Raw genomic sequence first — 25,590 nt, 5'->3', positions numbered from 1 at the left:
TTAGACAAGATCAGGGCTTTTTATACCATACGCGTGAGATTTATAAATATAACTAGTCATTAAGAGTCTATGAACTTCAACCTTATGATAGATTAAAAAGTTTGTTGGCATTCCTGGTTGTCTGTTCAGCCACTTCCTCTAAAGATAGACTTTTAATTTCTGCAATCTTTTCTGCAACTAGTTTTACATAAGCGGGTTCATTACGCTTTCCCCGGTTCGGGTGAGGGGCAAGGAATGGACAATCCGTCTCGATCAACAGCCTGTCCATCGGCACTTCTTCGGCTACAATTTTGGGGTCCGTTGCATTTTTGAATGTGACTGGACCACCAAGAGAAATATAAAAACCCATATCCAAACACTCTTTTGCATAGTCGACTACGTCATTGTAACAATGCATGATTCCGCCAATTTCACCTGCGTTTTCTTCCCTTAAAATCTGAACAATATCCTCTGTTGCTTCACGATTGTGAATGATAATAGGTAAATTAACCTTTTTTGCCAAAGCAATCTGCTTACGAAAGACTTCTTTTTGGACGTCTGCAGGGGATTTATCCCAATGATAATCGAGACCCATTTCACCGATTGCAACTACTTTTGGGTGTTCAGCGAGTTCTTCAATCCATTTTAAGTCTTCGTCCTGCATATCGATTGCATCGACCGGATGCCAACCAACTGCTGCATAAATGAAATCATATTCTTCGGCTATTTCCATCGCTAATGGAATTGTTTTGCGGTCAAAGCCGACAACAACCATTCTCGATACTCCTTCTTCTTGAGCACGTTTGATGACCTCATCACGATCATCCATAAATTGATCAGCATTTAAATGTACATGTGTATCGAATAACATGATATCTACTCCTCGTTGTTAAATTGATTTACAGCCCAGTAATAATAAGTTTCTCACATAGTTTTGTCCTTAAACAAAGTGTAAAAGAGAGCGATCCAACTTACGAACCGCTCCCCTTTGATTGTATTATTTTACCTTAGAACCATTTGGTAAGGTCTGGTCGACAGATGCTAAAGCTAAGTTTCCCGCTTTATCTTCACCCGCTAATATCATACCTTGTGAAAGCTCTCCACGTAATTTTGCAGGCTTCAAATTCGCTACACAAATCACTTTTTTACCAATTAAATCTTCTGCCTCGTAATGCTCGGCAATACCTGAGATGACTTGGCGCTTTTCATACCCTAAATCCAGTTGGATACGAAGAAGTTTGTCTGTTTTTTCTACTTTTTCCGCTCGCACAACTTCACCGACACGAAGATCTACTTTAAAGAAATCATCTAAATTGATTTCTTCACTCTTGTCTTCTTTTTCTTCTTCTTCCTCTGCCGCTGGTTGTGCAGGAACATTTTTGGTCATCATTTTCTTAATAGCATCCACTTCCTCCTCTGTATCTAAACGAGGGAAGATCGGCTGCCCTTTTTTCACAACTTTATAACCTTCTAAAGACTTAGGATCGCGCAAGCTTTCCCACTTCTTAAGTTCTTCTTCTTCAAGCCCGAGTTGCTCAAAGATCCTTGCAGGAGTATTCGTCAAGAAAGGTTGGAGCATGATCGCTATTTGACGTAACGATTCAACCAAGTGAGCCATTACATTTCCTAGGCGACCTTTTTCTCCATCGTCTTTGGCAAGAATCCATGGTTCGTTCTCATCAATATATTTATTTGTACGGCTGACAAACCTCCAAAGTTCAGAAAGAGCAACAGAAAACTCCATGTTGTCCATCGCTTCTTCAACCTTATTCGTTGTTACTTCTGCCATTTTCATAAGGTCTTCGTCGAATGTTTTCTCATTTAAACGCAACTCTGGAATTTCACCATCGAAATACTTATTGATCATAGCTACTGTACGGTTCAATAAATTCCCTAAATCATTAGCCAGATCATAGTTGGAGCGCTCAACGAATGCTTCAGGTGTGAACACACCATCAGATCCGAATGGAACTTCTCGTAATAGATAGTATCTTAAAGAATCAAGTCCATAACGATCAATTAAATCTACAGGATCGACAACGTTTCCTTTAGATTTGGACATTTTTCCATCTTTCATCAGCAACCAACCATGAGCAAATACTTTCTTCGGAAGAGGAAGATCCAGTGCCATTAACATGATTGGCCAATAAATCGTATGGAAACGGACGATTTCTTTTCCAACCAAATGGACATCAGCTGGCCAGTACTTCTGATATTTCTCATCATTATCGGTTCCAAACCCTAACGCGGTAATATAGTTGCTTAACGCATCAATCCATATATAAATGACATGCTTAGGATCTCCAGGGACTTTAATTCCCCAGTCTACAGTAGTTCTTGAAACTGCTAAATCTTCTAAACCTGGTTTGATGAAGTTATTCAGCATCTCATTCTTCCGACTTTCTGGCTGAATGAACTCAGGGTTTTCTTCATAGAAAGCTACTAAACGATCGACATACTTACTCATTTTGAAAAAGTAGGACTCTTCTTTCACTTTTTCTACCGGTCGTCCGCAATCAGGACACTTTCCATCTTCTAATTGACGATCCGTGAAGAAAGATTCACAAGGTGTACAGTACCAGCCTTCATATTCATCAAGATAAATATCACCTTGTTTTACCAATCGGTCAAAGATCTCTTCTACTACTACTTTATGTCTGTCTTGGGTGGTTCGGATAAAATCATCATGTGATATATCTAATTTATCCCATAAAACTTGAATTCCATCGACAATTTCGTCTACGTAAGCTTGAGGTGTGACTCCTTCTTCCGTAGCTTTACGCTGAATCTTCTGCCCATGTTCATCTGTACCTGTCAAATACATGACGTCGAAACCTTTAAGCCGTTTGTAACGAGCCATCGCATCTCCAGCTACAGTTGTATAAGCGTGGCCGATATGAAGATTGCCACTTGGATAATAAATTGGTGTTGTGATATAAAAAGAATTCTTTTCTGACGGCATCAAATAACCTCCTATATTAAGAAAAACATTTCAAAAACCAAAAATAATTTATAAGTATTCAAAAAAATTCAAAATTATTTATTTTATATTTTATTTACTTTTGTTAAACTATATTGTAGATGCTACGTACTATTGTAACGATATCATTTCACAATTTCCATAACGAAGTCAGATTTTAAAGGTACATAAAAATGTATCTAGTCAATTACTTAGTATTGCGAAACATTTTTTTACAATTCTGGCTTCTTTTAATTGACTAAAATCACTTACAATGGTACGCTATTGTCGAAAGATAGCGAATCTATGATCGAGAGGAGAGAAAAAAACATGAAATCAACAGGTATTGTTAGAAAAGTAGACGAGTTGGGAAGAGTTGTTATCCCAATAGAATTACGTCGTACATTAGACATCAACGTAAAAGATGCCTTAGAGATTTACGTGGATGACGAAAAAATCATCCTCAAAAAGTACAAGCCGAACATGGCTTGCTCAATTACGGGGGATGTATCTGATGATAACGTAGCTGTAGGCGACGGAAACATCGTACTTAGTAAAGAGGGCGCTGAACAGTTGATCTCAGAGCTTCAAAAGAAATTCAACATGTAACTTTTCCAAGGTTGTAGCAATTGCTACAACCTTTTTTAATTCATGACTTTTCTAGCAGATGTTGATGATTCTTTGAATCCTTCTATTTAAATCCAAAACAAACTTTAACAAACTTTTAAAGAGCCAATTCATTGATGATATTCTTGATAGACTTCTCGTTTGGGCATGTTTCTTTCTTGGGAAGTTTGCTTTATAGCGTCTTTTGCTGAGAGCCCTTGTTCTATATGTTGTTCTACATGTTCAATTATTGATAGCCCTTCCCACCAACTGGTTTCAGTTACTTCTTGACCTTCTCCACCTTCTACGATAAGACAGAATTCTCCCCGAGTTTCAGCCTTCTTAGACTGGAAATACTCGCTTACTTCCTCAACTGTTCCGTTAATATACTCCTCGAATTTCTTAGTCAATTCTCTTGCTACAGTGACCCCTCTATCAGCAGGATATACACCCTTCATTATTTCCAATGTCTGCTTCATTCTATATGGTGACTCATAGAAAATCATTGTTTGCTTTTGATCTTTCAATGAATTCAGTACTTCTTTCAATTCTTTCTTCTTCCTAGGTAGAAATCCATAGAATGTAAAAGAATAAGCAGGCAGACCGGACCCGACAAGGGCAGTAAGGGCGGCGTTCGCCCCTGGTAAAACTACCACATCAATTTCTTCTTCCCTCGCCCTACGAACCATTTCATATCCTGGGTCTGAAATCATTGGCATTCCTGCGTCACTTACGATTGCTATATTATTACCATTTTTGAGTTTAGTAATCAACTCTTCTTCCCTTGCGAACTTATTATGTTCATGATAACTAACCAATGCAGTTTCTATTTCAAAATGGTTCATCAACTTCTTTGATTGACGAGTATCCTCGCAAGCTATTAAATCAACCATTTTCAATGTATCCACTGACCTGAATGTCATGTCCTCTAAATTCCCAATTGGCGTTGGCACGATGTACAACTTAGCCTGTTGACCTTCAAAGCTTTTTTGAATGTGAACCATGTTGTCGGCTCCCTTCTTCTCCGTACAAAATCCTAGCGACTTCGCCTGTATAGTTGCCATCCTCATCATGAATGACGATTGGTGGAATCACCTTTAAGTCAGCACTTCCATCCCGTACGAATTCAATTAGAACAATATTAGCTTCTTTCCCTTTCTTAGGATGAACGAATTGGACGCGTTTAGGTTCTAAGTTATATTTTCTACCAATCGCTATCAAGTCAGCCATCCTACCGGGCCTATGGACGAGTGAAACTTTTCCTCCTGGCTTGACCAACATCTTACAAGCCTTAAGAACTTCATCCAAGTTGCAATGAATTTCATGCCTAGCAATCGCTAAATATTCATTAGAGTTTCTTTTATCAAGGTCTTCTGTCTGAAAATAAGGGGGATTACAGGTGACGAGATCGTACTTGCTATGCCCCAATTGTCTCGGCATATCTTTCAAATCGCCATGGATCATATTAATCTGATCTTGAAGGTCATTGAGCTCTACATTACGAATAGCCATGTCATAAATTCGTTCCTGTAATTCTACTCCTACCATTTGGACCTTAGAGCGCTTGGATAAAAATAATGGCACCACACCGTTGCCTGTGCAAAGGTCCAGAACTTTCCCTTTTTTAAGGGGTAAATAAGTGAATTCAGCTAGGAGTACAGCGTCTATTGAAAAAGCAAAGACACTAGGACTTTGAATAATCCTTCTTTTTCGATCGGCTAGTAGATAATCAATTCTCTCATCACCTTTTAATTCCACCATGTTATTCGTCTCCTCTTAGGAAAAGCACCCATCGTTGGAAGCCAACAATGGATGCTTATAATTAAGTAGTTATCCAAAAAATTTCAGACAGAAAATACAATCTTCTTCTTCTCTCGGTGTTCCAAAATAAACATGACAAATGTGGAATCCTTCCTCATAAATTCTAGCAAGGTTGTCATACCCTTCTCCAACGGTTGAAGCTTTAGAGTTGTCAGAAGGTGATTGGTCACCAGTAGGATCTTGTTTGTCCGTCAGATCCTCTAACCTTTGCCTCAAGTGGTGATTTTCATGAGCAAGTTGATGATTCTCTTCAATCATTTGAACGAGATTAGTTTTCAGAACCCCGAAATCATCTTGAAGTTCGACGAAGCGTTTTTCCAAATTTGAAAAACGATCGAGCATTTCTTTTTTGTTCATGTTGCTACACCTCGTTATTTTGTTGCAGGAACCGAAATCGCTCCTTCTTCTATTAGCTCGTCTAAAGTATATTCTACAGTACGATCCATATCTTTAAGGTCTAGTTGAACTAAACGTTCAAGCATATTTAATCCCACTACTTTACCTGAGCCATTAGAAGTCTTCACGATCTCACCGATGTCCGGAAGCTCTCGCTTAGCATCCTCGTACATATCATTCTCATATTTGAGGCAGCACATTAGGCGGCCACAAAGTCCAGATATTTTTGCAGGATTTAAGGATAAGTTTTGATCCTTAGCCATTTTGATTGAAACTGGCTCGAAATCACCTAAGAACGTGGAACAGCAAAGCATACGTCCACATGGCCCGATACCACCGAGCATTTTAGCCTCATCCCTGACACCAATTTGTCTCAATTCAATCCGTGTCTTGAACACAGATGCCAAATCTTTTACTAAATGACGGAAGTCGACTCGACCTTCAGCCGTAAAATAAAAAATGATTTTATTGCGATCGAATGTAAATTCAGCATCAACTAAGTTCATATCCAACTGATGCTCGTCTATTTTTTCTACACATATGTTAAAAGCTTCTGTCGTTTTCTCTTCGTTTTCGCTTACTGTCAAGTGATCCTTATCGTCTGCAATTCGAATCACTTTCTTCAGTGGAAGCACGACATCCTCTTCATCTACTTTTTTATTTGCAATGACTACATCCCCATATTCGATGCCTCGTACTGTTTCTACGATGACATGATCATCGGTAGTAATCTCTTGATCCCCCGGGTCGAAATAGTATATCTTACCCGCTTTCTTGAAGCGTACACCGATTACTTCTACCAATCTATATCACCTCTATATTTGAAGGACTAAATGTTCCATTGCTAATGTCTGGTGGACATTCATGGAAACTCTCCGTTTTGTATCGAGTATATTGTATACTGCATGTTTTGCCTGATCTATCGTCATCATTTGATGATAACGTTCTATTCGATCTGATTGATCGTAAAAGACTAACTGTTCTTTTTCGTCTAAATGGTATAATATAATATCTTTGAACCACAACAATAAGAGCTCCAAGCCAGTTTCTAGTTGGTTCCGATCCTTAAAATGATCAAACCAAGCTTGGTGAATGAACAAATAGCCTTCGTTATTTGAATTCATTACTTTTTCCATCAATTGTAACACTATTTTTCGTGCTTCGGCAAACCACTCATCATCTTTCCATTCTTTTGCCTCATATATATTCAAATTCATAGCAACACAAATCCGTGCTGTAGAATCAGGGATGCCTTGTTCGATTAAGTACTGTTGTTGCTCAGTTTGGCTTAAAGGCTGGAACTGTATACGCTGACAACGTGATAATATAGTCGCCAACATGGAATCAATATTCTCAGAAAGCAAAATAGCTACTGTCTGACGACTGGGTTCTTCTAAGAACTTCAGCAACCGATTGGCCGAATGCACAGTCATCTTTTCTGCATCTTCTATTATGTAGCATTTCTGAGTGGATTCTAACCCTGTATAAGTGAACTCTTTTTGAAGATGTTCGATTTGTTCCTTTTTAATCGACTGACCATCTGGTTTTATCCAATGGACATCGGGGTGATTGCCCGTCTGTATCCTTTTACATGAATGACATTCCCCACAAGGTTCACTAGTTCCTTCACGGTTTTCACAAAAATAGCTCATCGCAAATAAAAGACTGGCTTCTACTTTGCCAGTCCCTTTAGGCCCGTGAAACAAATAGGCGTGAGCAGTTCTTTGCTTTTCTATGCTATTCTGTAACATTTTTATCGCAATTGGTTGGTTGCTTTTCAATTGGGACCAGGTAGTCATGCGTGTCATCCTAACTAAGCATACATATTCATCAACATTCCCTTAATTTCTCCGATTACATCAAGGATGTCAATAGACTTCTTTTCTTGATCCAATATATCATCTGTCAGCTGGACTAATTTTTCATCAATCGTTTTGACTAAGGTCAATTTACGATTATTCCCGCTGGCATTCCAACTTCTAGTTTGCTCTAACTCTAGCCCATATTGGACAGCTTCTTGTATGAACTGGCGCACAAGCTTTTTATATTTAGCTAGATCTTTAAAGGTTCTGTATTCAGCTAATTTCTCACCTTGATCAGAGATCTGTGATAAGAGCCGGTCCATCTCACTTTCCTTCATCTTCTGGGTTTCTTGGCCCACTACCTGTTGAAAGGATTTCACAGAAGTCGATCGGCTAGAAATATTCTTTTTTGTCGGTTCCACTTTTGAACGTAAATCTTGACCGATTTTCATAACCAATCGCCCCCTCCGTTACTAAAATTGAAAAAATCCTTCTACTGGCAAGACGAAACAAGTAGCTCCTCCAACTTCCACTTTAACTGGTTTCGGAATATACGAATCCGCATTCCCACCCATTGGAGAAATAGGCGCAACCATTTGATCACGGTGACTACAATTATCTCGAATCAACTCTAAAGCTTGGTCCACGTATTCATCATCGCAACCGATCATCAGAGTCGTGTTCCCTTCTTTCAGGAACCCTCCACTAGATGATAATTTTGTTGTTTTGAAATCTCCTTTAGATAAAGCATCCACCAATCGGTTAGAATCCTTATCCTGAACAACCGCAAGGATTAGTTTCATCCTTTTCCTCCTTAGTACTTTTATATATATTATAACAAGTTGTCTGAACTTTTAGCAGTAAAAAGCAGAATTTTTCACAAAAGTGGGCGTCATTTTTTGTGATCTTCTAAAAAGGAAAGCACTTTATTTAAGCATGCTTCCTGGACATTCGCCTGACTCTCGTTCGCATCAATTGAATGGATTCGTTCAGGAAATCTCTTTTTAAGCATGGAATAAGCTTCATATACTTTCTGATGAAATGTTATCTTTTCTAAATCTAGCCTATTCTGTTCTCGCCCTTTATTGGCAGCGATTCTTTCTAAACCTATTTTGGGATCGAGTTCAAAAAGGATTGTCGCATCAGGCATACAATTCTCTATAGCAAACTGATTGATTGTGAACACTTCATCAATCCCTAGGCCTCGCGCGTAGCCTTGGTAAGCTAAACTACTGTCGACAAACCGATCACAAAGGACGATTTTCCCTTCGTTCAAGGCTGGGATTACCCTTTCAACCAAATGCTGACGGCGAGCAGCAGCATACAATAATGCTTCAGTGCGCCCGTCCATTGCTGTATGGTTTTTATTTAAAATAACTTCCCTTATCTTTTCGGAAATTTCTATACCACCTGGTTCACGCGTTTGAACAACATCATATCCTTTATTAATCAGAACTTCATATATGTAGGATAAGGCGCTTGTTTTTCCTGCACCTTCTCCGCCTTCAAATGTTATAAATAATCCACTCACCTGACTAAACCCTTTCTATCGGCAAAAACCTGGATGCCCTTCGATAAGTTTTCACCCGTATATTGAATATAACGATTCTCTTTTAATGAACTTAATATGAATTGCACATGTTTTTCCGTTATCCTCTCACCCTTCATCAAGACGGGTATTCCTGGTGGATAAGGAGTAACGGTTTCAGCAGAAATATTTCCACATGCATTTTTCCATTCAACTCTATGAGTATTCATTTGTTGAAGTTCATGAAAACTATACTCAAAGACTTCAACTTTATATGCATACATATCTCTGTCGTTCATTTTATCATGTATTGGATCGAATGTTACCGATTCTACTAAATTCTTCACAGACTCCATTCGATGAACCGCTTCATCAGATACGTTCAACCCTCCAATGAGCAACAACTGATTGTTCTCAATCATTTCTGGGTAAATACCTTGTTCATGAAAGACTTCCATCATCTGTTGAAGATTAACGGTATCGGAAGAAATCGTTATTTTTAACGGATCGTCTATCGTCTCTCTTATTGGTTGAACCGTGAAGTTGGGGACACTGCTTAGTATCTCCCTACACTGATCCAGCCTTTGAATAGTGTGAGAAACTATTTTGGGAGTAAGTTCAGCTAGATATTTTCTTGATAAATCCAAAGAAGCCATAATCGGATACGAAGGGCTGCTTGATTGGAGCATTTGAAGATACATCTTGGTTTTTTGTTCGGACACTCTATCTGAACATATATGTAAGTTAGAACCCATCGTCATGGCTGGTAGAGATTTGTGAGCTGAATGGACAACCACATCTGCCCCAAGATCAATCGCCGATTTTGGAAAAGGTGCGCCCCACTTAAAATGGGCCCCATGCGCTTCATCAATCAGAACTGGAATATCTTTTGAGTGAGCAACCTGAATGATTTCGGTTAAGTCATACGTGCTCCCGAAATAATCAGGGTACGTTAAGATCACAGCCTCTAGGTCCTGGGTTTCTTTAATCAGATCACAAATCGAATTTGAATCTACATCGGAATACCTTCCCGTTTCACGATCAAACAGTGGTGAAAAGAAGATAGGTTGGCACCCTGCTAATTCGAGCCCATGCATGACCGACTTGTGGCTATTTCTTTGTACAAGAACTTTAGACCCTTTGGTACAGCTGCTCATAATCATAGCCAAATTTCCCACAGTAGTTCCGTTCACCAGAAAAAATGTACGATCAACACCATAAAAATCCGCTGCTAACTGTTCCGCTTCTCGAATAACGCCTTCTGGTTGATGTAGGTCGTCCAATTCTGGGAGTTCGGTTAAATCGTATTTCAGAAACTCATTCAAATGATGGTGGTCTGAGAATAACTCACCATTTTTGTGTCCTGGAACATGGAATGAGATCGGGTTTCTATTAGCATGCTTACTTATAGCTTCGAACAAAGGGGCTTTCGATTGATTCATAGTATGATCTCTCCTAATGCAGTCTATCTTTTCATATTACTATATAAAGATTAGAATACGAAAAAAAAGAAGCTGGGCTTCAGCTTCATTACATCAACATTTCCTGTATTCTATTGGATTTCAATCGATCAATGAAGTATTGGTATTTTTCCTCTTCGGGCGATGTATGCACCATTTCTTGTTCACATTTCGAGCAAATGAAAGTAAGAAATAAATAAAACCCTTCTGACGTTACATCCTCACAAATATTACATTGTTTCATAGATTTGTTAGCCATTCTCTCCACCTCCATCCTCTAGTATGGACAGGTGGAACAAGGTTTATACATAAGATTTATAGATTTCTATGGAAGAATGAATAAATGAATCGCTACTAATGATCCCAAACCGAAGTTTCCTAGAAACCCAACTACGATCGAGGTAACCAAATTGATTGGAATATGCAGACCGAACATTGCTCCAAACACATTGACAAAAAATATTAGTAACGCTCCGATTACAACTTTTATTACTCCTCTAGAAGTCCACTGCATCATTTTCAATGGTGGCCCGAAAAATAAAAGCAAAATGATTCCAGCAAAAAAAGCTAATGCTATTATAAGTGGATCCATTACAATTCCCCTTTCGCTTGTCCTATCAATAATATATGTTGCCTTTAATATCAATAGAACATAGGAAAAGGAATTTATAAGTCGCGTCTACCCTCAAGAGCTTTCGATAGAGTCACTTCATCTGCATACTCCAAGTCTCCACCTACAGGTAAGCCATGAGCGATTCTCGTCGTCTTGATGCCAGCAGGTTTAACTAGTCTTGAAATATACATAGCAGTTGCTTCGCCCTCGACATTCGGATTCGTCGCAACAATCAATTCTTCTACTTCTTCATCTTTCAAACGCTCAATCAAACTGGACACATTGATATCCTCTGGTCCTATCCCGTCCATCGGAGATATAGCACCGTGAAGGACGTGGTATTTCCCTTTAAAGTCCTTCATCTTCTCCATGGCAATGACGTCTTTAGGATCTTGGACGACACAAATGAGCGATCCATCCCTGTTAGTGTCCGTACAGATACTGCAAGGATCTTTATCAGTAATATGACCACACACTGAACAATGCGTAAGCTCGCGTTTTGCATTAACTAAAGCTTTTGCAAAGTCCAGCACGTCATCTTCTTTCATATTCAACACAAAAAAAGCCAGGCGGCTGGCCGTTTTCGGTCCTATACCCGGCAATTTTGTGAAACTGTCAATCAATTTCGAAATTGGTTCTGGATAATACATGATGTATGCCTCCTAGAACATTCCAGGCATATTCATACCCTTCGTGAATTCTCCCATTTTCTCGTTAGTTGTAGTTTCCACTTGTTGTAACACTTCGTTAGTTGCTGCAATAATCAAATCTTGTAGCATATCAACATCATCAGGATCAACAACTTCTTCGTTGATTTCAACATCCGTGATTTCTTTCTTTCCGTTAGCAACGACTTTGACCATGCCGCCTCCAGCAGTTGCTTCAAACGACATTTCATGAAGCTCCTCTTGAGCTTTCATCATTTTCTTTTGCATTTTCTGCATTTGTTTCATCATGTTATTCATGTTTCCCATTCCGCCTTTCATTATTTGTTTTTCCTCCTTAGGAATCCTTAATTTCTAATAAATCATCGCCAACTAATTTTCTGGCCTCGCTAACAAGTTCATCTTCCTCTTGAGGTTGCTCAGCTTCATCTTGTTCAGCAGATGATTGATTATTTAAATAGTCTTCGCGTATGGTTTGCCATTCAGAGTCTGGAACTGGAATGATTGTCAACTTCGTGCCCGTATATTGAGCAAGTGCTGATTCAATCATCTCCTGATTTTCCAATACTAGTGAACAGTGGATTTCATACTTGAAAGAGAGTATCAACGACTGAGAAGATGCTGCCCGTGGTGTACTATCCACTAATTTGGCATGTGCTGGAGGGCTTGATTTTCTTAACCCATCCATGAAGGCTGCCCAATTCTTTTTCACACCTTGAAGCCCTTCTTTCGTGGCTTCAGATAAAGTGTATCTGACTTTCTCATAAGGCACCTTATAACGATTGCCCCGTTGAGGTTGCGGTCGTTTGCTTGGTGTTTGTTGTTGCACTTGTTCTTTAGGCTGAACCCCTTCATCTTTCAGTTGTTTCAGTTCAGCTTTCAGTTTATTGATTTCATCAAGCAACTCTGGGGAAGCTTCTGAAGTTCCCTTTGGTTCTTGAATCACATTAATTTCTTGTAAGTTGAGTAACGCGATTTCAAGCAACACTTTCGGGCTATTCGTCCACTTCATATCTTGTTGAGTCTCATTCAGTAAAGCAATTGCTTTTTCCAACCACTGAGAAGAAATTTTCGAAGCATGTTCCTTGAAAGAATCATCAGGGATGGCTCTTACCATGACATCTTCCATTCCTTCAGCACTATTATACATAAAAAGGTCTCTAAGGAGATAGATTAGATCGTAAACGAAACGACCAGGATCTTTCCCATCTTGCATGCTATTATCCAAAATTGATAAAGCTTCTTTCGCATCATTACCAACTAAAGCTTCTACCATTTTAAGCAAGTTTTCTTGTGCGATCGACCCTGTTACAGCTAGCACATCTTCCATATCGATGTAATCATCATCGCTGAAAGCAATCGATTGATCGAGCAAACTTAAAGCGTCTCTCATTCCACCCTCAGCAACTAAGCCTATATGAATCAAAGCATTTTTTTCATATGAAAAGTTTTCTTCCTCGAGAATATAAGCCATGCGATCCACGATCACTTGTTGAGAAATCCTTTTGAAATCAAAACGCTGACACCTTGAAATGATCGTGAGTGGAATCTTGTGAGGTTCTGTAGTAGCCAAGATAAAAATCACATGTTTCGGAGGCTCCTCTAATGTTTTCAGCAAAGCATTGAACGCACCCGTGGAAAGCATATGTACTTCATCTATAATATAAACTTTATAACTTACTGCAGTCGGAGCGTATTTTACTTTGTCGCGAATCTCCCGAATATCTTCTACCCCATTATTTGAAGCCGCGTCAATTTCAATCATATCTGATATGGAGCCGTCTTGAATCCCTTGGCAGGCTTTACACTCGCCACAAGGTTCCTTAACAGGAGCATGTTCACAGTTGATGGCTTTGGCAAAGATTTTCGCAGCACTAGTCTTTCCTGTCCCTCTTGGACCAGAAAACAAATAAGCATGCGCCACCTTCGATTGGGCCATCGCATTTTGTAGCGTACGAGTAATATGTTGTTGACCAACCACGTCTTGAAAGCGTTGTGGCCGCCACACGCGATATAGCGCTTGATAAGCCATAGACACGAACTCCTTTTAAGTTTCTTCTCAATTATAACTCATTTAAAACCCTAATTCCAAAAAGAAAAAGACAATGAGAAAAATTTGGCTTCTCGCCGAGTCCTAATGGCAAAAGCCTTAGTTTTTCACATACTTTATTCCTTTAACAATGTTAAACATTCTTAAAAGTATAAAATAAAAACTCACCTTTTTAAAAAGATGAGTTTTGTGTGCATATGTACGCCGTGCACCTATCGTTGATGGAGACATCCATAAGCGTTACGTAAGTTTGTAGCTCGGTCCAGGTGACCCTGCGACACACAAGAATGACCGCTTACTGCTGCTTCCTTCCGGACCTGACAGGGTTCACGGGTTCCCGTTGCACAGGACCCGGACGTCAACACTACGCTCTTACGGCAGACCTTAAGATGCCTTCACCTCGGACAGGGATTCAGTCCCACTGTAGCGGATTGTGGGTACAGGGCACCGCTAATTCCCCACCTAGCACGGCAAGAGTTTAGATATAAAAATGTTTTGCGCAATTTGAGCGCATTTACAAGTATATAATTTTTTTATGAAAAATGCAATGCTGAAACAGTAGTAAATTTTGCTACTTATTTCTTCTTGTTGAGCCTGAGTTGCTTGAAAAAATCAGTCAATAATCGGCCACATTTTTCTTCGAGTATCCCTGGATGAATTTCAACTTGGTGATTGAAACGTTCGTCGTCGAGAAGATTCAACAACGAACCTGCACAGCCAGCCTTCGGGTCACTAGCTCCATATACCAACTTAGGTATCCTTGATTGGAGAATGGCTCCCGCACACATAGGACAAGGCTCTAAAGTGACATACATGGTACAATCCTCTAATCTCCAGCTGCCGATTTTCTGATTAGCTTTTTCAATGGCAATCATTTCAGCGTGAGCATCACTTCTTTGCAGTGTTTCCCTTTGATTGTATCCTCTTGCAATCACTTCACCTTGATAAACAATTACAGCACCAATCGGTACCTCTTTCATTTGTTCAGCTTTGCGTGCTTCTTTTATTGCTTCTTCCATAAATGTTTCCATCTTTAATTCACCTTCAACGTTCGTTAATCATATCTATTTAAAGAACAACATACAGTGGTTAGAGAATGCTTTAGAAAGGAGCCCAACAATGGTTATACATGTGGTACAACGAGGTGACTCCATTTACTCACTCGCCAATAGGTATCAGACAACAGTTGATCAACTAGTAGCATTGAATGGTCTCGATCAACCAGAAGACTTAGTTATTGGTCAAGCGTTAGTCATCCCTACCGACTATTATACAGTACAATCGGGAGATAGCTTCTATTCTATCTCGAAAAAATTCAATATTTCATACGAAGAATTAGCTCAATTTAACAATTTAGATTTGAACACGCCTCTACAAGTGGGTCAGAGACTCCAAATCCCGACTCCTGAACCCCGCACCATTACATCCAACGCATATATAGAACCTACTAGTGACCCTGTAAGTGAAACATTGATTCAGTCTGCAAGAGCTCGAGCTGGCTCACTTACTTACTTAGCCCCTTTTAGTTACCGGGTTAATCGCGACGGGACACTGAACCCTCCGCCTCTGGATGATTTCCCTACGATTGCAGCTAATAATCGTACAGCTTTAATGATGGTCATAACCAATTTAGAAGAAGATGGGTTCAGCGATGAATTAGGAAGAATCATCGTAACAGACGAAGCTGTTCAAGACAAATTACTTGATGAAATCATACGTATTGCTCAAGAGATTGGATTTCAAGACATACATTTCGATTTCGAATTTTTACCCGGTGAAAATGTGGAAGATTACAACCAATTCCTCAGAAAAGCTAAGCAGCGTTTATCTGAAAATGATTTGTTGATATCGACGGCATTAGCTCCAAAAAACAGGGCAGATCAGCAGGGACAATGGTACGAAGCTCACGATTATGGGGCGCACGGAGAAATAGTAGATTTCGTTGTGTTAATGACGTACGAATGGGGCTATAGCGGAGGCCCACCTATGGCCGTGTCACCAATAGGACCTGTGAGAGATGTTGTGAATTACGCATTAACAGAAATGCCTGCTGAGAAAATCTTACTTGGTCAAAATTTATATGGGTATGATTGGACATTACCTTATGAACCCGGCGGAGAATTTGCGAAAGCGATCAGTCCTAATAGGGCGATCCAGATCGCAAGAGAAAATAACCAGTCCATTGAATATGACGAGGAAGCGCAAGCCCCTTACTTCAACTACTGGGATGAGGATGGGAACCAACATGAAGTTTGGTTTGAAGATGCACGTTCCATCCAAGCGAAGTTTGATTTAATTAGGGAATTAAATCTGAAAGGAATCAGTTACTGGAAACTCGGCTTAGCTTTCCCTCAAAATTGGGTGCTCTTAGATAATGAGTTCGATATCGAAAAACTAAGGTAGCTTGAGCCAAGATACCACTCTAGTATTCTATTCATTTACAAGTGAATGATAGATTTCTCGTTCTGACTGTTAGATTTCGGGCATTAAGTGATAGATTATCCAATCTGAATGTTAGATAACTGAATCTGAGTCGTAGATTTTTCAATCTAGGTGTTAGATAACTAAAATTAATCGTTAGAGTCCCCTATATGAATGTTAAAAAACCTGAATGATCAGCTGATCATTCAGGTTTTGCTTGTTCTATGCGAATATTCAAATGTTCTACCTTGCTTTGTTCAAAAGCTTCTTGTAAGCCAAATGAATTTATATCACTTTTAAATACTTTACGGTAAGGAAGGCTCACTTCAAATGGTTCATCAAAAGGGAAAGGATCCACTAAGACAACTTCTTCGGATTTCCAATTAGCAATTATTTTTGAATCAATCTTATCGAAGGTTTGTCGAAATCCATCTTTGAACATTTTGTTTTCATCGGCTTTATCTACCCCTGGTTCATTGAGACAAAGATATAACGAAAGATCATCACAGAATTGTAGTAATTGAAAATGAAAATGCATTTCTTTTTGATCAATTTCGCCTATTTCCGGAATCAATCGATTTTGTCTGTCTATTTCCCGGGAAATAAATCGAGAAATAATGGGATCTGTCGAATGGTGGTCAAAGAATGATAAGTAATGCTTACTTGATAAAAGCCCTGCATAAAGCGATTCTTTTTGAACAATGTCTATACCTTTTTCGTAATAGATCACTTTAGGCTCAGTAGGGTAATCCATAAAAGAGTGAGGGGCATCCTTTTCATCATTCCAACTAGGGCTCTGGTCAAGAGGAATCCACGCCCGATCATGTTCAGCAATGGCGAGTTCTACTTGAGAACGTCGATCTTCACCGATGAAATATTGACTTCCCCACCTTTTGGCGAACTCCCCGCTTATTAATGCGTGTTCATGTTGGTCAATCATTATAAAATATTTATCGTACTCTTGGACAATCATATGGACCCTTCCTTCTAATTTGATATGAATAGTTTGAGAAAAACTTGGCTTCTCGCCAAGTCCTAAAGGAGAAAGCCTTGGTATTTCACATAATTTAACCCTTTAACAAGGTTTAACATTCTTAAAGTGTTAAAAGAGCTGAAGCATATTGCCTCAGCTCTGAATGTCATCTACTTATTGAGTATTTTCAATGATTCTCGGTTGAATGCGGGAATGTCATCCGGCTGTCTGCTAGTCACTAGCTGGCCACAACAAACGACTACTTCATCGTCTTTGTAGTTCACTCCAGCGTATTCCATATCAACTGCAATCGACTTAAAACCTGTAGCTGTTCTTCCTTCTAGCGATTTAGCAGTGATTAATAGCTGTGGTCCATGACAAATAGCTAATACCGGTTTGTCTTCATCCATAAAATGTTTCGCAAATTGTACAAATCGGTCATCCGCACGTAATATATCCGGCGAGAATCCTCCTGGTAATAGTAAAGCATCAAAGTTTTCAGGTTTCACTTCATCAATAGAAGAATCAATCTCTATCTCAGCTTCTCCTTGCTTTCCTTTAACTTTTTTCCCTTTTTCTTTTTCTATTGTAATGACCTCATGTCCGTCTTGACGGAACGCGTTTGCAGGTTCTGTATATTCTACATCCTCGAACATATCTGTAATTAGGCAAGCTATTTTCTTAGACATTGAAAAATCCTCCTTCAATTTGTACAAATGTCGTAACACAAATATGTTTTCCCGATTTTTCTCTAAGCAAACATGACTATTCTTCCATTTGGAATTGCTGGAATATACTTGCTCCCTCTAATTTAAAGCGCTGTTCACCTGTCAGATCATTAATGATCTCCATGTTCCTTTGTACTGCAAGCCCTAAGTTCGTTGCTGCAGTTCCGTGACTATGCTCTAAGTTCGTTACGACATAAAAGTGGTGGTCACGCTCTTCCTTGAATCTCAGTCGATAATTCCTTTCAACAGCAAAAAGGTTTTCTTCTTCCCACTCAATTTTGTCCGCGAAACGTTTATTGAACCATTCAGGTATATTCGGCTTGTATCCTGTAGCCAATACAACTTTTTCAGTAGCATACTTAAAGGAATCACCTTTTTGCCACTGTTTACATTGAAGTTCATAGCCCTTTTCTGTTTTTTCTATTCCATTTACTTCAGTTAGAGGTTGAATCGTAATTTTCGATTCTTGTTCACCAACGGAATAGTGGTAAAGGAGTTCATAAATTCTATTCAAAGCGGAAAAATCTATTCCATTTCTTAAAGGATCCAGTGTTTCAAGAGTGTTTTTCCTCTTTTCAAAGTCCAGGTTGTGGAAGTAATCTACATAATCAGGTGAGAAAAACTCTTGCCCCAGCTTAGCCGCTTCTAATTGGAAAATACCTTTAGATCTCGTCAGCCATGTGAGATGAAAATCCTTGTCTTCTCGTTCATCAAGCAGATCTTCAAATATCTCTGCAGCACTTTGCCCTGAGCCGACAATCGTTATATGGTCTGATTTCAAAAGAGTTTCTTTCTCATAAAGATATCTACTTGTATGTAGTACATCTTCATTCGGGAATCCTTCCATATCTCCCAGCACTAGAGGCTCTGCTCCAGTAGCCATGACGATATGTTTAGAAAAGTAACGCTCTTCTTCTCCGCTCTCCCGGTCTTGAACGACAACTTCGTAATGACTATTCTCTTCATCACTGTGATCGATTAAATCAATTACTTTTTTCCCGAAATGGAGACCACTGATTCGTTCTGTGGCCCATTGCAAATAGTGATTATATTCTTTTCTTGGTATTTCTAATTTTTGGTAAAAGAAAAATTTGTATAATCGGTTTTGATCTTTTAAATAATTCATATAGCTATACCTGTTGGTAGGATCCGCAAAAGTCACTAAGTCAGCCATGAATGGTACTTGAAGATCCGTTCCTTCGATCAACATACCAGGATGCCACTCCATCTTCGGCGTCTGGTCGAAAAACAGAGCATTTATGTCCTCCATATCTTCTGTTAATGCTGCTAGACTTAAGTTATAAGGTCCAATCCCTATCCCTATAAAATCATATATTGACTCTTTCATTACATTCACCTTCTCGTTCTAATTCAAGTCGTGTAATGCTTCAATACCCTAGTTCACTTAAAACTTAACTATTTTATTTTTGGATGTTCCTTTGGCTCCACAGAATACCATTCAAAAAGAAGATCCACATCGCTTTGTTCCATTTCCTTTAATTCATAGTGTCTACCACTAAAATTATTTAACACAGAGGTGTTCATATTAGCTAGCCCTTGTTTTTTATGCAAAAAATGTTGCTTTAACTTAAAAGATTGCATTCGCTGTTTCTTTAAAAGCACAGTCGTCTTCGCAAAAACTCTATGGCTGATCGATAAGTCTTTTCCATCGACTGAATAACCTACACTAAGATAACGAAGCCAAGCAAAGAAAGAACTTATTACGAGTAGTGCTAGGGGTATAAAAATCCATTCCAACCAAAAGACCGAGACAACTACACTTAAAACAAGAGGTACCCATAACCCTCTCGCCATATAATAGGGTAAAGCCCTTTTCGGGAGCCCAGTCATTCCATCAGGCATTTGTTGATACTCTGGCAAGATCGTCTCTAGGAATCCAGGGATTTCTTTCTTTTTCATAATTGGAAAAAGAACCGTATGTCCTTCTCCTCCCATCTCCTTAACCCCACCAGCTATTTCTACAAAAATAGTGGCATAACCAAGAGGTTGACGGATGAGACTTTCTTCTATTCCGACAGCTTGTATTCTCTTAAGCGGAATTGTCATTTGCCTTTTTTCAATCAGGCCTCTTGTTATAAAAATTTCATTTTCATACTTGGTGATTTTGAAGTTTCCATAACGAATCATTGTACCTAATATTCCCAGAACCCATAATATAATCAGTAAAAACAACGCCAACCCTATTATGAACTCAATCGTTAACCCTAGGAACCACTGAGCTACTTGGTTATAGAAGCTCTCTGGAATAAAGCGCTCAACCTCTGATAAACCAAAAGCGAATAATGCCAAAATCACTCCGATACTTCCAGAGGTAGACCCAGCAATCAATAGCCTTTTTTGTGATATAGCAATCGAGGGCGCCTCTTCTTTTTCTAATTTCTCATCAACTTCAGTAAATGAATCCGTTTGCTGTCTGTTTTTCAATGCATTTTGTAGCCTGTGTCCTTCGGCAAATGTGACTGCACTCAATGAAGCATCAGTGCCTTCATTGCTTCCTGCCGTCTCGATATCCACTTTCGTCAGTCCGAATATTCGATGAATGATACCTTGAGTCAGATCAATTGATTGAATCCTATTTTTAGAAATATATCTTTTCTTACGAATCAAGATGCCTTTCTCGATATATAGTTCATCATTTTCAACCGTATATTTAAATCGCAACCAATGTAATACACTTGAACCGATCAATAGCATTAATAACAAAAGTACCCCTAAGTTTAAATATAGAAGAAATCCATCCTGGATCGTTAAAACGACAATCGGGATAATCGCTAGATAGATTTGTCGCACGATTTTGAACATCTGAAAGATAACAGCTACCGGGTGAAGTCTTTTCAAATCAAACATCTTCCTGATCCACCCTTGCTAGATCTGAGATTTGATCTCGAAGTTCAGCCGCTTCTTCTTCAAGCAAAGCAGGTATTTCATGAGTGGTTGCAGCAGTTGAAATGGTTAGGCTAGCTAAATTGAACATTTTCAAAATCGGTCCTTGCTTCGTATCGACGTGCTGAACACGAATCATGGGGACCAACGTACGAGATACAATCAGTATGCCATGCTGAATATAAATCTCCTGGTCGAAAAGTTCATACCTCCATCGTCTCCAGCGAAGCTTCGGGATAATAAAGATCGATACTACGGTCAAAATAATGGTTACGATAAGTGCAACCGTCGGGATCCAATAAGGAAAGTCAACGAAATAACTAATTATGTATCCGCCAATCGTAACTAACCATGGAATGAGCATCCATAATATGGCCGCAGTCTTCCATGCCTTGATTGCATCCTTTGCAATCCGTTGTTGTGGTGCTTGTCTCATTTCAAAAACCCTCTCTTTATCAAAACTCTATATGATTAGTACGATTAAATGCTATGTACGGTTGCAATTAAATAGAAAAACGCAAGCGCCCGTTCAGAAACGTAGGGACTGGAGCTAGACAATTATGTGCTATACTTTTCTGTTTTCCTGATAAGAAAAAACCTTGGACGATGAATGATCGCCCAAGGCATGTTTTCATCTATTTATTCTTCTAAGGTTGAAGTGTCACCTTCTGGCAAGCCAAGTTCTCTTGATTTCAATAGTCGTCTCATAATTTTACCACTACGAGTTTTTGGAATGCTTTCAGTAACTTCAATTTCACGAGGTGCTGCGTGTGCGGCGAATCCTTTTTTGACGAACTGACGGATTTCTTCACGTAAATCATCTGAATCTTCATAGCCTTCGTTCAATGCGATGAAAGCTTTGATGATTTCACCACGTTCAGGATCCGGTTTACCGATAACACCCGCTTCAGATACTGCTTCGTGCTCGATCAATTTACTTTCTACTTCGAAAGGTCCTACGCGCTCTCCAGATGTATTGATTACATCATCTAAACGACCTTGGAACCAGAAATATCCGTCTTCATCTTGATAAGCACTATCTCCAGAAACGTACCACCCATTGACGAAATAGCTTTCGAATTTCTGAGGACGTTTCCAAATTGCACGCATCATGGATGGCCAACCTCTTTTAATGGCTAAGTTCCCCATTTGATTCGGAGGCAACTCGTTTCCTTCATCATCGACAATAGCAGCCTCGATACCCGGAATAGGTTTACCCATAGAACCTGGACGAATATCCATTGTTGGGAAGTTACAAATAAGCATCGCGCCAGTCTCTGTCATCCACCATGTATCGTGAATTCTTAAATCAAACGCTTTCATGCCCCAGTGAACAACTTCAGGGTTCAACGGTTCTCCTACACTTAAAATATGACGTAATGAAGATAAGTCATGTTTCTTCGGAACATCTGCTCCTGCACTCATCAACTTACGGAAAGCAGTCGGTGCTGAATACCAAACGGTTACATTGTATTGATCCAAAGCACCATACCATGCATCAGGAGTAAAGCGGCCTCCGACGATTACGTTCGTAACACCGTTTAACCATGGAGCGAAGATTCCATAACTAGTTCCAGTTACCCAACCTGGGTCGGCTGTACACCAATAAACATCGCCCTCTTTCAGATCAAGGACCCATTTCCCTGTCTGGTAATGCTGAATCATTGCGTTGTGGACGTGATAGACACCTTTAGGCTTTCCAGTTGACCCAGAAGTATAATGAATCAACATTCCATCTTCAAGATCGACCCATTCAATGTCGAAATCTTCGCTTGCCTGATCCATTTCCTTATAGAAATCGATATACCCATCATCAATATCCTTGGAATCTCCAACAAGCACGATTTTTTTCAGATCTAGCAACTCATCTTGTGGTACACGTTCCAATAGTTCTGGAGTTGTGATCAACATAACTGCTTCGCTATCCTCTAAGCGGTCCCGAACAGCCTGCTCCATAAATGCTTCAAATAATGGACCTGCAATCGCTCCCACTTTTAACACACCAAAGAAACTTGCGTAAAATTCCGGCGATCTCGGCATAAACATAAATACACGATCACCTTTTTCAATCCCTTGCTTTTTCAATACATTCGCGAACTGATTACTAGAACGCTTGAGTTGATCGAATGTTACGTCTTCTGTTCGGTCAGGCGATGTAAAATGAAGTGCCACCTGATCCTTTTTATCAGGATTTTCAGCATGGCGGTCAATTGCTTCATAAGCTGCGTTGACCTTACCAGTTTCATTCCAGGAAAAAGCTTTTTTAGACTCTTCCCAGTCGAAATTCTCATATGTTTTTTCATAGTCACTTAAATTATGATTACCATTACTTGCCTTTAATACTTTTTCACTCACTCGGCTCACCTCTACTTTTAAAATTGTTATGATTAAATTTTTAAAATATTCAGTTACTACAATTGTATACGACATCATCTATTTTTAAAAGTCATCCAAATTGTATTCATTGTTTTTCCTGTTCAAAAAATATTCAAACATTCCCGCCACTTACTTGAAAAAATATTTCAAAAATAAATCCTGTTGTATGAATGCTGAATTGCATTTTTATGTGGATTTTGCTACTATTTTGACTAAATTGAATTTAATTTTTGAAATAAAATTTCACTTCAATTCGATTTGGAGGTACTATAAATGAAACTATATTTATCGGTAGATATGGAAGGGATTACAGGTTTGCCTGACCACACATTTGTTGATCCAGCGTTACATAATTATGAAATAGGCCGTAAAATCATGACGCAGGAAACAAACCATGTCGTGAGTGCTTGTTTTGACGCAGGATGTCAACAGGTCTTGGTCAACGACAGTCATTCGAAAATGAACAATCTACTAATCGATGAACTTCATGAGAAAGCTGAATTAATAACAGGAGGAGTCAAGCCGTTTGCCATGGTGGAAGGTTTAGATCAGGACCATAATGGTGCTATCTTTTTAGGGTATCATGCACGTGCTGGCCAACCCGGTGTCATGTCTCATTCGATGACACAAGGTGTGAGAAATTTTTATATCAATGATGAGAATGTCGGAGAACTTGGTTTTAATGCATATGTCGCAGGGCACTTCGGTGTTCCGGTCTTGATGGTAGCAGGTGATGATCAGGCTGCAAATGAGGCTGAAGAACTGATTCCCAATGTCACCACTGCTATTGTGAAGCGTTCCATCACGCGGTCCGCAGTAAAATCATTGACCCCAGCGAAAGCAGGAGAGTTATTAAGGCAGCAAGTCTCAAAAGCCTTGGACAACCGTGCAAATGTCGATCCATTGATTCCACCTAAGCAACCGACACTTCGTATAGAGTTTGCTAACCACGGTCAGGCCGAATGGGCCGCTTTTATGCCTGGAACAGAGCTAGAACCCGGTAGTTGCATCGTTTCTTTTAAAGCTAAAGATATCCTTGAAGCTTATCGTGCAATGGTCGTCATGACTGAGTTAGCGATGAAAACTGATTTTTCGTGAAAAACTTGGCTTATCGCCAAGGCCTAATGGCGAAAGCCTTTGTTTTTCACATACTTTAATCCTTTAACAAAGTTAAACATTCTTAAAGTATAAGAAAAGCGTAAGCGCCTTTTTAGAAACGGTGGGACTGGAACTCACCAACCGAGATAAAGGAAACACGGTGAAGCATCAACCGATGTTGACTCATAGTAGGTTTGGGAGAGAAGTCTCCCCGTTTCTAGGCGCTGGAGCTAGACAATAACACGAAACCATTTATACTTTAATACTTGAAAAATGGGAGGGTCATTATGATTTTACCTGAACGGCTACATAAAGGAGATAAAGTCGGTGTAATTGCTCCTGCAAGTCCACCAAACTTGTCCAACTTAAAGAAAGCAATTCCTTTCTTTGAAAATCTGGGACTTGAAGTAGAGGTCGCACCACATGTCGAAAAGGTGCATGGCTATTTGGCTGGCACTGATGAACAGCGCTTAGAAGACCTTCATTCAATGTTCATAAACCCTGAAATTAACGCTATTGTTTGTGCTGGCGGAGGTTTCGGTACCTCTCGTATAGCTGACAATATCGACTTTCAATTAATCAAAGAAAATCCGAAAATTTTTTGGGGTTATAGCGATATCACTTATCTACATACAGCGATCCGACAAGAAACTGGGCTTGTAACGTTTCATGGACCAATGCTCGCATCAGATATAGGAAAAGAAGATTTTCATCCACTATCCAAAAAAAGTTTCGACCAACTCTTCAAGCCTTCTGAAATGATTTATGATGAATCCATTTCTAGGCTAGAAGCAATTAGTGAAGGAGAAGCCTCAGGTCAAATTGTAGGTGGCAATTTGTCCCTGCTCGTAAATAGTCTGGGGGGTCCTTATGAAATCGAAACCGAGGACCGACTTCTTTTCATTGAAGATATCGGTGAAGAACCATACCGTGTGGACTCCTTCTTAAGCCAATTGAAGTTAGCTGGGAAGTTGGACGAAGCAGCTGGGGTCATCATCGGTGATTTCAATGATGCTGAGCCAAAGAAAGAGGGTCCATCCTTTACCCTAAATGAAGTATTAGAAGATTACTTTGCAGAAATGTGTAAGCCTGTCATTAAAGGGTTTCAAATCGGGCATTGCCAACCACATTTCGCTATACCATTTGGAACAAAAGCGGTAATTTCTAGCGCACACAAAACACTTACTATTCAACCCGGTGTCCAATAAGGA

The 25,590-nt window shown here is 39.4% G+C and carries 27 protein-coding genes and 1 other RNA gene; 4 read left to right on the top strand and 24 right to left on the bottom strand.

Features of this window, described 5'->3' with window-relative positions; genetic code table 11:
- Positions 1-82 precede the first annotated feature (82 nt).
- Together CEY16_RS12240 and metG are read right to left on the bottom strand one after the other, a co-directional pair.
- Positions 83-850, bottom strand: coding sequence for a TatD family hydrolase (locus CEY16_RS12240; RefSeq protein ID WP_101332316.1), 768 nt, complete (start codon positions 848-850; stop codon positions 83-85).
- Positions 851-976: 126 nt separating this feature from the next.
- Positions 977-2,941 (bottom strand): methionine--tRNA ligase, encoded by a 1,965-nt coding sequence (gene metG / locus CEY16_RS12235; protein ID WP_101332315.1) that lies wholly within the window; start codon positions 2,939-2,941, stop codon positions 977-979.
- A gap of 327 nt (positions 2,942-3,268) precedes the next feature.
- Between metG and CEY16_RS12230 the strand changes: the two genes are divergently transcribed.
- Positions 3,269-3,547: an AbrB/MazE/SpoVT family DNA-binding domain-containing protein gene (locus tag CEY16_RS12230; RefSeq protein WP_101332314.1), complete on the top strand. Its 279-nt coding sequence runs from the start codon at positions 3,269-3,271 to the stop codon at positions 3,545-3,547.
- Positions 3,548-3,675: 128 nt separating this feature from the next.
- On the opposite strand, the gene rsmI is transcribed toward CEY16_RS12230, so the two are convergent.
- The 16 genes from rsmI to tadA all read right to left on the bottom strand — a co-directional run bounded on the left by rsmI (position 3,676) and on the right by tadA (position 14,910).
- Positions 3,676-4,548, bottom strand: a complete 873-nt coding sequence (gene rsmI, locus CEY16_RS12225) for a 16S rRNA (cytidine(1402)-2'-O)-methyltransferase (RefSeq protein WP_101332313.1) — start codon at positions 4,546-4,548, stop codon at positions 3,676-3,678.
- The gene (locus CEY16_RS12220) at positions 4,523-5,305 is read right to left on the bottom strand and encodes a tRNA1(Val) (adenine(37)-N6)-methyltransferase (protein WP_101332312.1); all 783 of its coding nucleotides are present in this window, start codon (positions 5,303-5,305) and stop codon (positions 4,523-4,525) included. The genes rsmI and CEY16_RS12220 overlap by 26 nt, the downstream gene beginning before the upstream one ends.
- Before the next feature lie 69 nt (positions 5,306-5,374).
- The gene (gene yabA, locus CEY16_RS12215) at positions 5,375-5,722 is read right to left on the bottom strand and encodes a DNA replication initiation control protein YabA (RefSeq protein ID WP_101332311.1); all 348 of its coding nucleotides are present in this window, start codon (positions 5,720-5,722) and stop codon (positions 5,375-5,377) included.
- Positions 5,723-5,736: 14 nt separating this feature from the next.
- The gene (locus tag CEY16_RS12210) at positions 5,737-6,564 is read right to left on the bottom strand and encodes a PSP1 domain-containing protein (RefSeq protein ID WP_101332310.1); all 828 of its coding nucleotides are present in this window, start codon (positions 6,562-6,564) and stop codon (positions 5,737-5,739) included.
- Between the two features lie 12 nt (positions 6,565-6,576).
- Entirely contained in the window at positions 6,577-7,560 is a 984-nt protein-coding gene (gene holB, locus CEY16_RS12205; protein ID WP_101332309.1) for a DNA polymerase III subunit delta', read from the bottom strand.
- A gap of 14 nt (positions 7,561-7,574) precedes the next feature.
- Positions 7,575-8,015, bottom strand: coding sequence for a YaaR family protein (locus CEY16_RS12200; RefSeq protein WP_101332308.1), 441 nt, complete (start codon positions 8,013-8,015; stop codon positions 7,575-7,577).
- Positions 8,016-8,036: 21 nt separating this feature from the next.
- Positions 8,037-8,366, bottom strand: coding sequence for a cyclic-di-AMP receptor (locus CEY16_RS12195; protein WP_101332307.1), 330 nt, complete (start codon positions 8,364-8,366; stop codon positions 8,037-8,039).
- Positions 8,367-8,455: 89 nt separating this feature from the next.
- Entirely contained in the window at positions 8,456-9,094 is a 639-nt protein-coding gene (gene tmk / locus CEY16_RS12190) for a dTMP kinase (protein WP_101332306.1), read from the bottom strand.
- The gene (locus tag CEY16_RS12185) at positions 9,091-10,533 is read right to left on the bottom strand and encodes an aminotransferase class I/II-fold pyridoxal phosphate-dependent enzyme (RefSeq protein WP_101332305.1); all 1,443 of its coding nucleotides are present in this window, start codon (positions 10,531-10,533) and stop codon (positions 9,091-9,093) included. Before CEY16_RS12185 ends, tmk begins: the two co-directional genes overlap by 4 nt.
- A gap of 88 nt (positions 10,534-10,621) precedes the next feature.
- Entirely contained in the window at positions 10,622-10,810 is a 189-nt protein-coding gene (locus CEY16_RS12180) for a sigma factor G inhibitor Gin (protein WP_162297934.1), read from the bottom strand.
- Between the two features lie 66 nt (positions 10,811-10,876).
- Entirely contained in the window at positions 10,877-11,143 is a 267-nt protein-coding gene (locus CEY16_RS12175) for a pro-sigmaK processing inhibitor BofA family protein (protein ID WP_101332303.1), read from the bottom strand.
- A 74-nt stretch (positions 11,144-11,217) separates the two neighbouring features.
- Positions 11,218-11,814: a recombination mediator RecR gene (gene recR, locus CEY16_RS12170; protein WP_101332302.1), complete on the bottom strand. Its 597-nt coding sequence runs from the start codon at positions 11,812-11,814 to the stop codon at positions 11,218-11,220.
- 12 nt (positions 11,815-11,826) lie between these two features.
- On the bottom strand, positions 11,827-12,150 hold the full coding sequence (locus CEY16_RS12165) for a YbaB/EbfC family nucleoid-associated protein (RefSeq protein ID WP_101332301.1): 324 nt from the start codon (positions 12,148-12,150) through the stop codon (positions 11,827-11,829).
- A 16-nt stretch (positions 12,151-12,166) separates the two neighbouring features.
- The gene (gene dnaX, locus CEY16_RS12160; RefSeq protein ID WP_101332300.1) at positions 12,167-13,861 is read right to left on the bottom strand and encodes a DNA polymerase III subunit gamma/tau; all 1,695 of its coding nucleotides are present in this window, start codon (positions 13,859-13,861) and stop codon (positions 12,167-12,169) included.
- 222 nt (positions 13,862-14,083) lie between these two features.
- Positions 14,084-14,350, bottom strand: an RNA gene (gene ffs, locus CEY16_RS12155) — signal recognition particle sRNA large type.
- Positions 14,351-14,454: 104 nt separating this feature from the next.
- Positions 14,455-14,910 carry a tRNA adenosine(34) deaminase TadA gene (gene tadA, locus CEY16_RS12150; RefSeq protein WP_101332299.1) on the bottom strand — a complete coding sequence of 152 codons (456 nt, stop codon included), beginning with the start codon at positions 14,908-14,910 and terminating at the stop codon, positions 14,455-14,457.
- Positions 14,911-14,998: 88 nt separating this feature from the next.
- On the opposite strand from tadA, the gene CEY16_RS12145 reads away from it, so the two are divergent.
- A complete protein-coding gene (locus tag CEY16_RS12145; protein WP_101332298.1) occupies positions 14,999-16,282 on the top strand; it encodes a glycoside hydrolase family 18 protein in 1,284 nt (427 codons plus the stop codon).
- 220 nt (positions 16,283-16,502) lie between these two features.
- Here the strand turns inward: CEY16_RS12145 and CEY16_RS12140 are convergent, their stop codons facing one another.
- From CEY16_RS12140 to acsA, 6 genes are all read right to left on the bottom strand, one after another.
- On the bottom strand, positions 16,503-17,273 hold the full coding sequence (locus CEY16_RS12140) for a DUF3891 family protein (protein ID WP_101332297.1): 771 nt from the start codon (positions 17,271-17,273) through the stop codon (positions 16,503-16,505).
- Positions 17,274-17,443: 170 nt separating this feature from the next.
- Entirely contained in the window at positions 17,444-17,962 is a 519-nt protein-coding gene (locus CEY16_RS12135; RefSeq protein ID WP_101332296.1) for a type 1 glutamine amidotransferase domain-containing protein, read from the bottom strand.
- A gap of 76 nt (positions 17,963-18,038) precedes the next feature.
- Positions 18,039-19,349 carry a lysine N(6)-hydroxylase/L-ornithine N(5)-oxygenase family protein gene (locus tag CEY16_RS12130; RefSeq protein WP_101332295.1) on the bottom strand — a complete coding sequence of 437 codons (1,311 nt, stop codon included), beginning with the start codon at positions 19,347-19,349 and terminating at the stop codon, positions 18,039-18,041.
- A 68-nt stretch (positions 19,350-19,417) separates the two neighbouring features.
- A complete protein-coding gene (locus CEY16_RS12125) occupies positions 19,418-20,869 on the bottom strand; it encodes a PH domain-containing protein (RefSeq protein WP_101332294.1) in 1,452 nt (483 codons plus the stop codon).
- The gene (locus CEY16_RS12120; protein ID WP_101332293.1) at positions 20,862-21,341 is read right to left on the bottom strand and encodes a PH domain-containing protein; all 480 of its coding nucleotides are present in this window, start codon (positions 21,339-21,341) and stop codon (positions 20,862-20,864) included. Before CEY16_RS12120 ends, CEY16_RS12125 begins: the two co-directional genes overlap by 8 nt.
- A 203-nt stretch (positions 21,342-21,544) precedes the next feature.
- Positions 21,545-23,260, bottom strand: a complete 1,716-nt coding sequence (acsA, locus tag CEY16_RS12115) for an acetate--CoA ligase (RefSeq protein WP_238378842.1) — start codon at positions 23,258-23,260, stop codon at positions 21,545-21,547.
- A 294-nt stretch (positions 23,261-23,554) separates the two neighbouring features.
- Between acsA and CEY16_RS12110 the strand changes: the two genes are divergently transcribed.
- A complete protein-coding gene (locus CEY16_RS12110) occupies positions 23,555-24,379 on the top strand; it encodes a M55 family metallopeptidase (protein WP_101332292.1) in 825 nt (274 codons plus the stop codon).
- Positions 24,380-24,663: 284 nt separating this feature from the next.
- The gene (locus tag CEY16_RS12105; RefSeq protein ID WP_101332377.1) at positions 24,664-25,587 is read left to right on the top strand and encodes a S66 peptidase family protein; all 924 of its coding nucleotides are present in this window, start codon (positions 24,664-24,666) and stop codon (positions 25,585-25,587) included.
- The last annotated feature ends 3 nt before the right edge of the window (positions 25,588-25,590 follow it).

It is taken from the genome of Halalkalibacillus sediminis (genome assembly GCF_002844535.1).
GTDB classification, from domain to species: domain Bacteria; phylum Bacillota; class Bacilli; order Bacillales; family Alkalibacillaceae; genus Halalkalibacillus_A; species Halalkalibacillus_A sediminis.
This window is presented reverse-complemented; position numbering and strand designations above follow the sequence as displayed.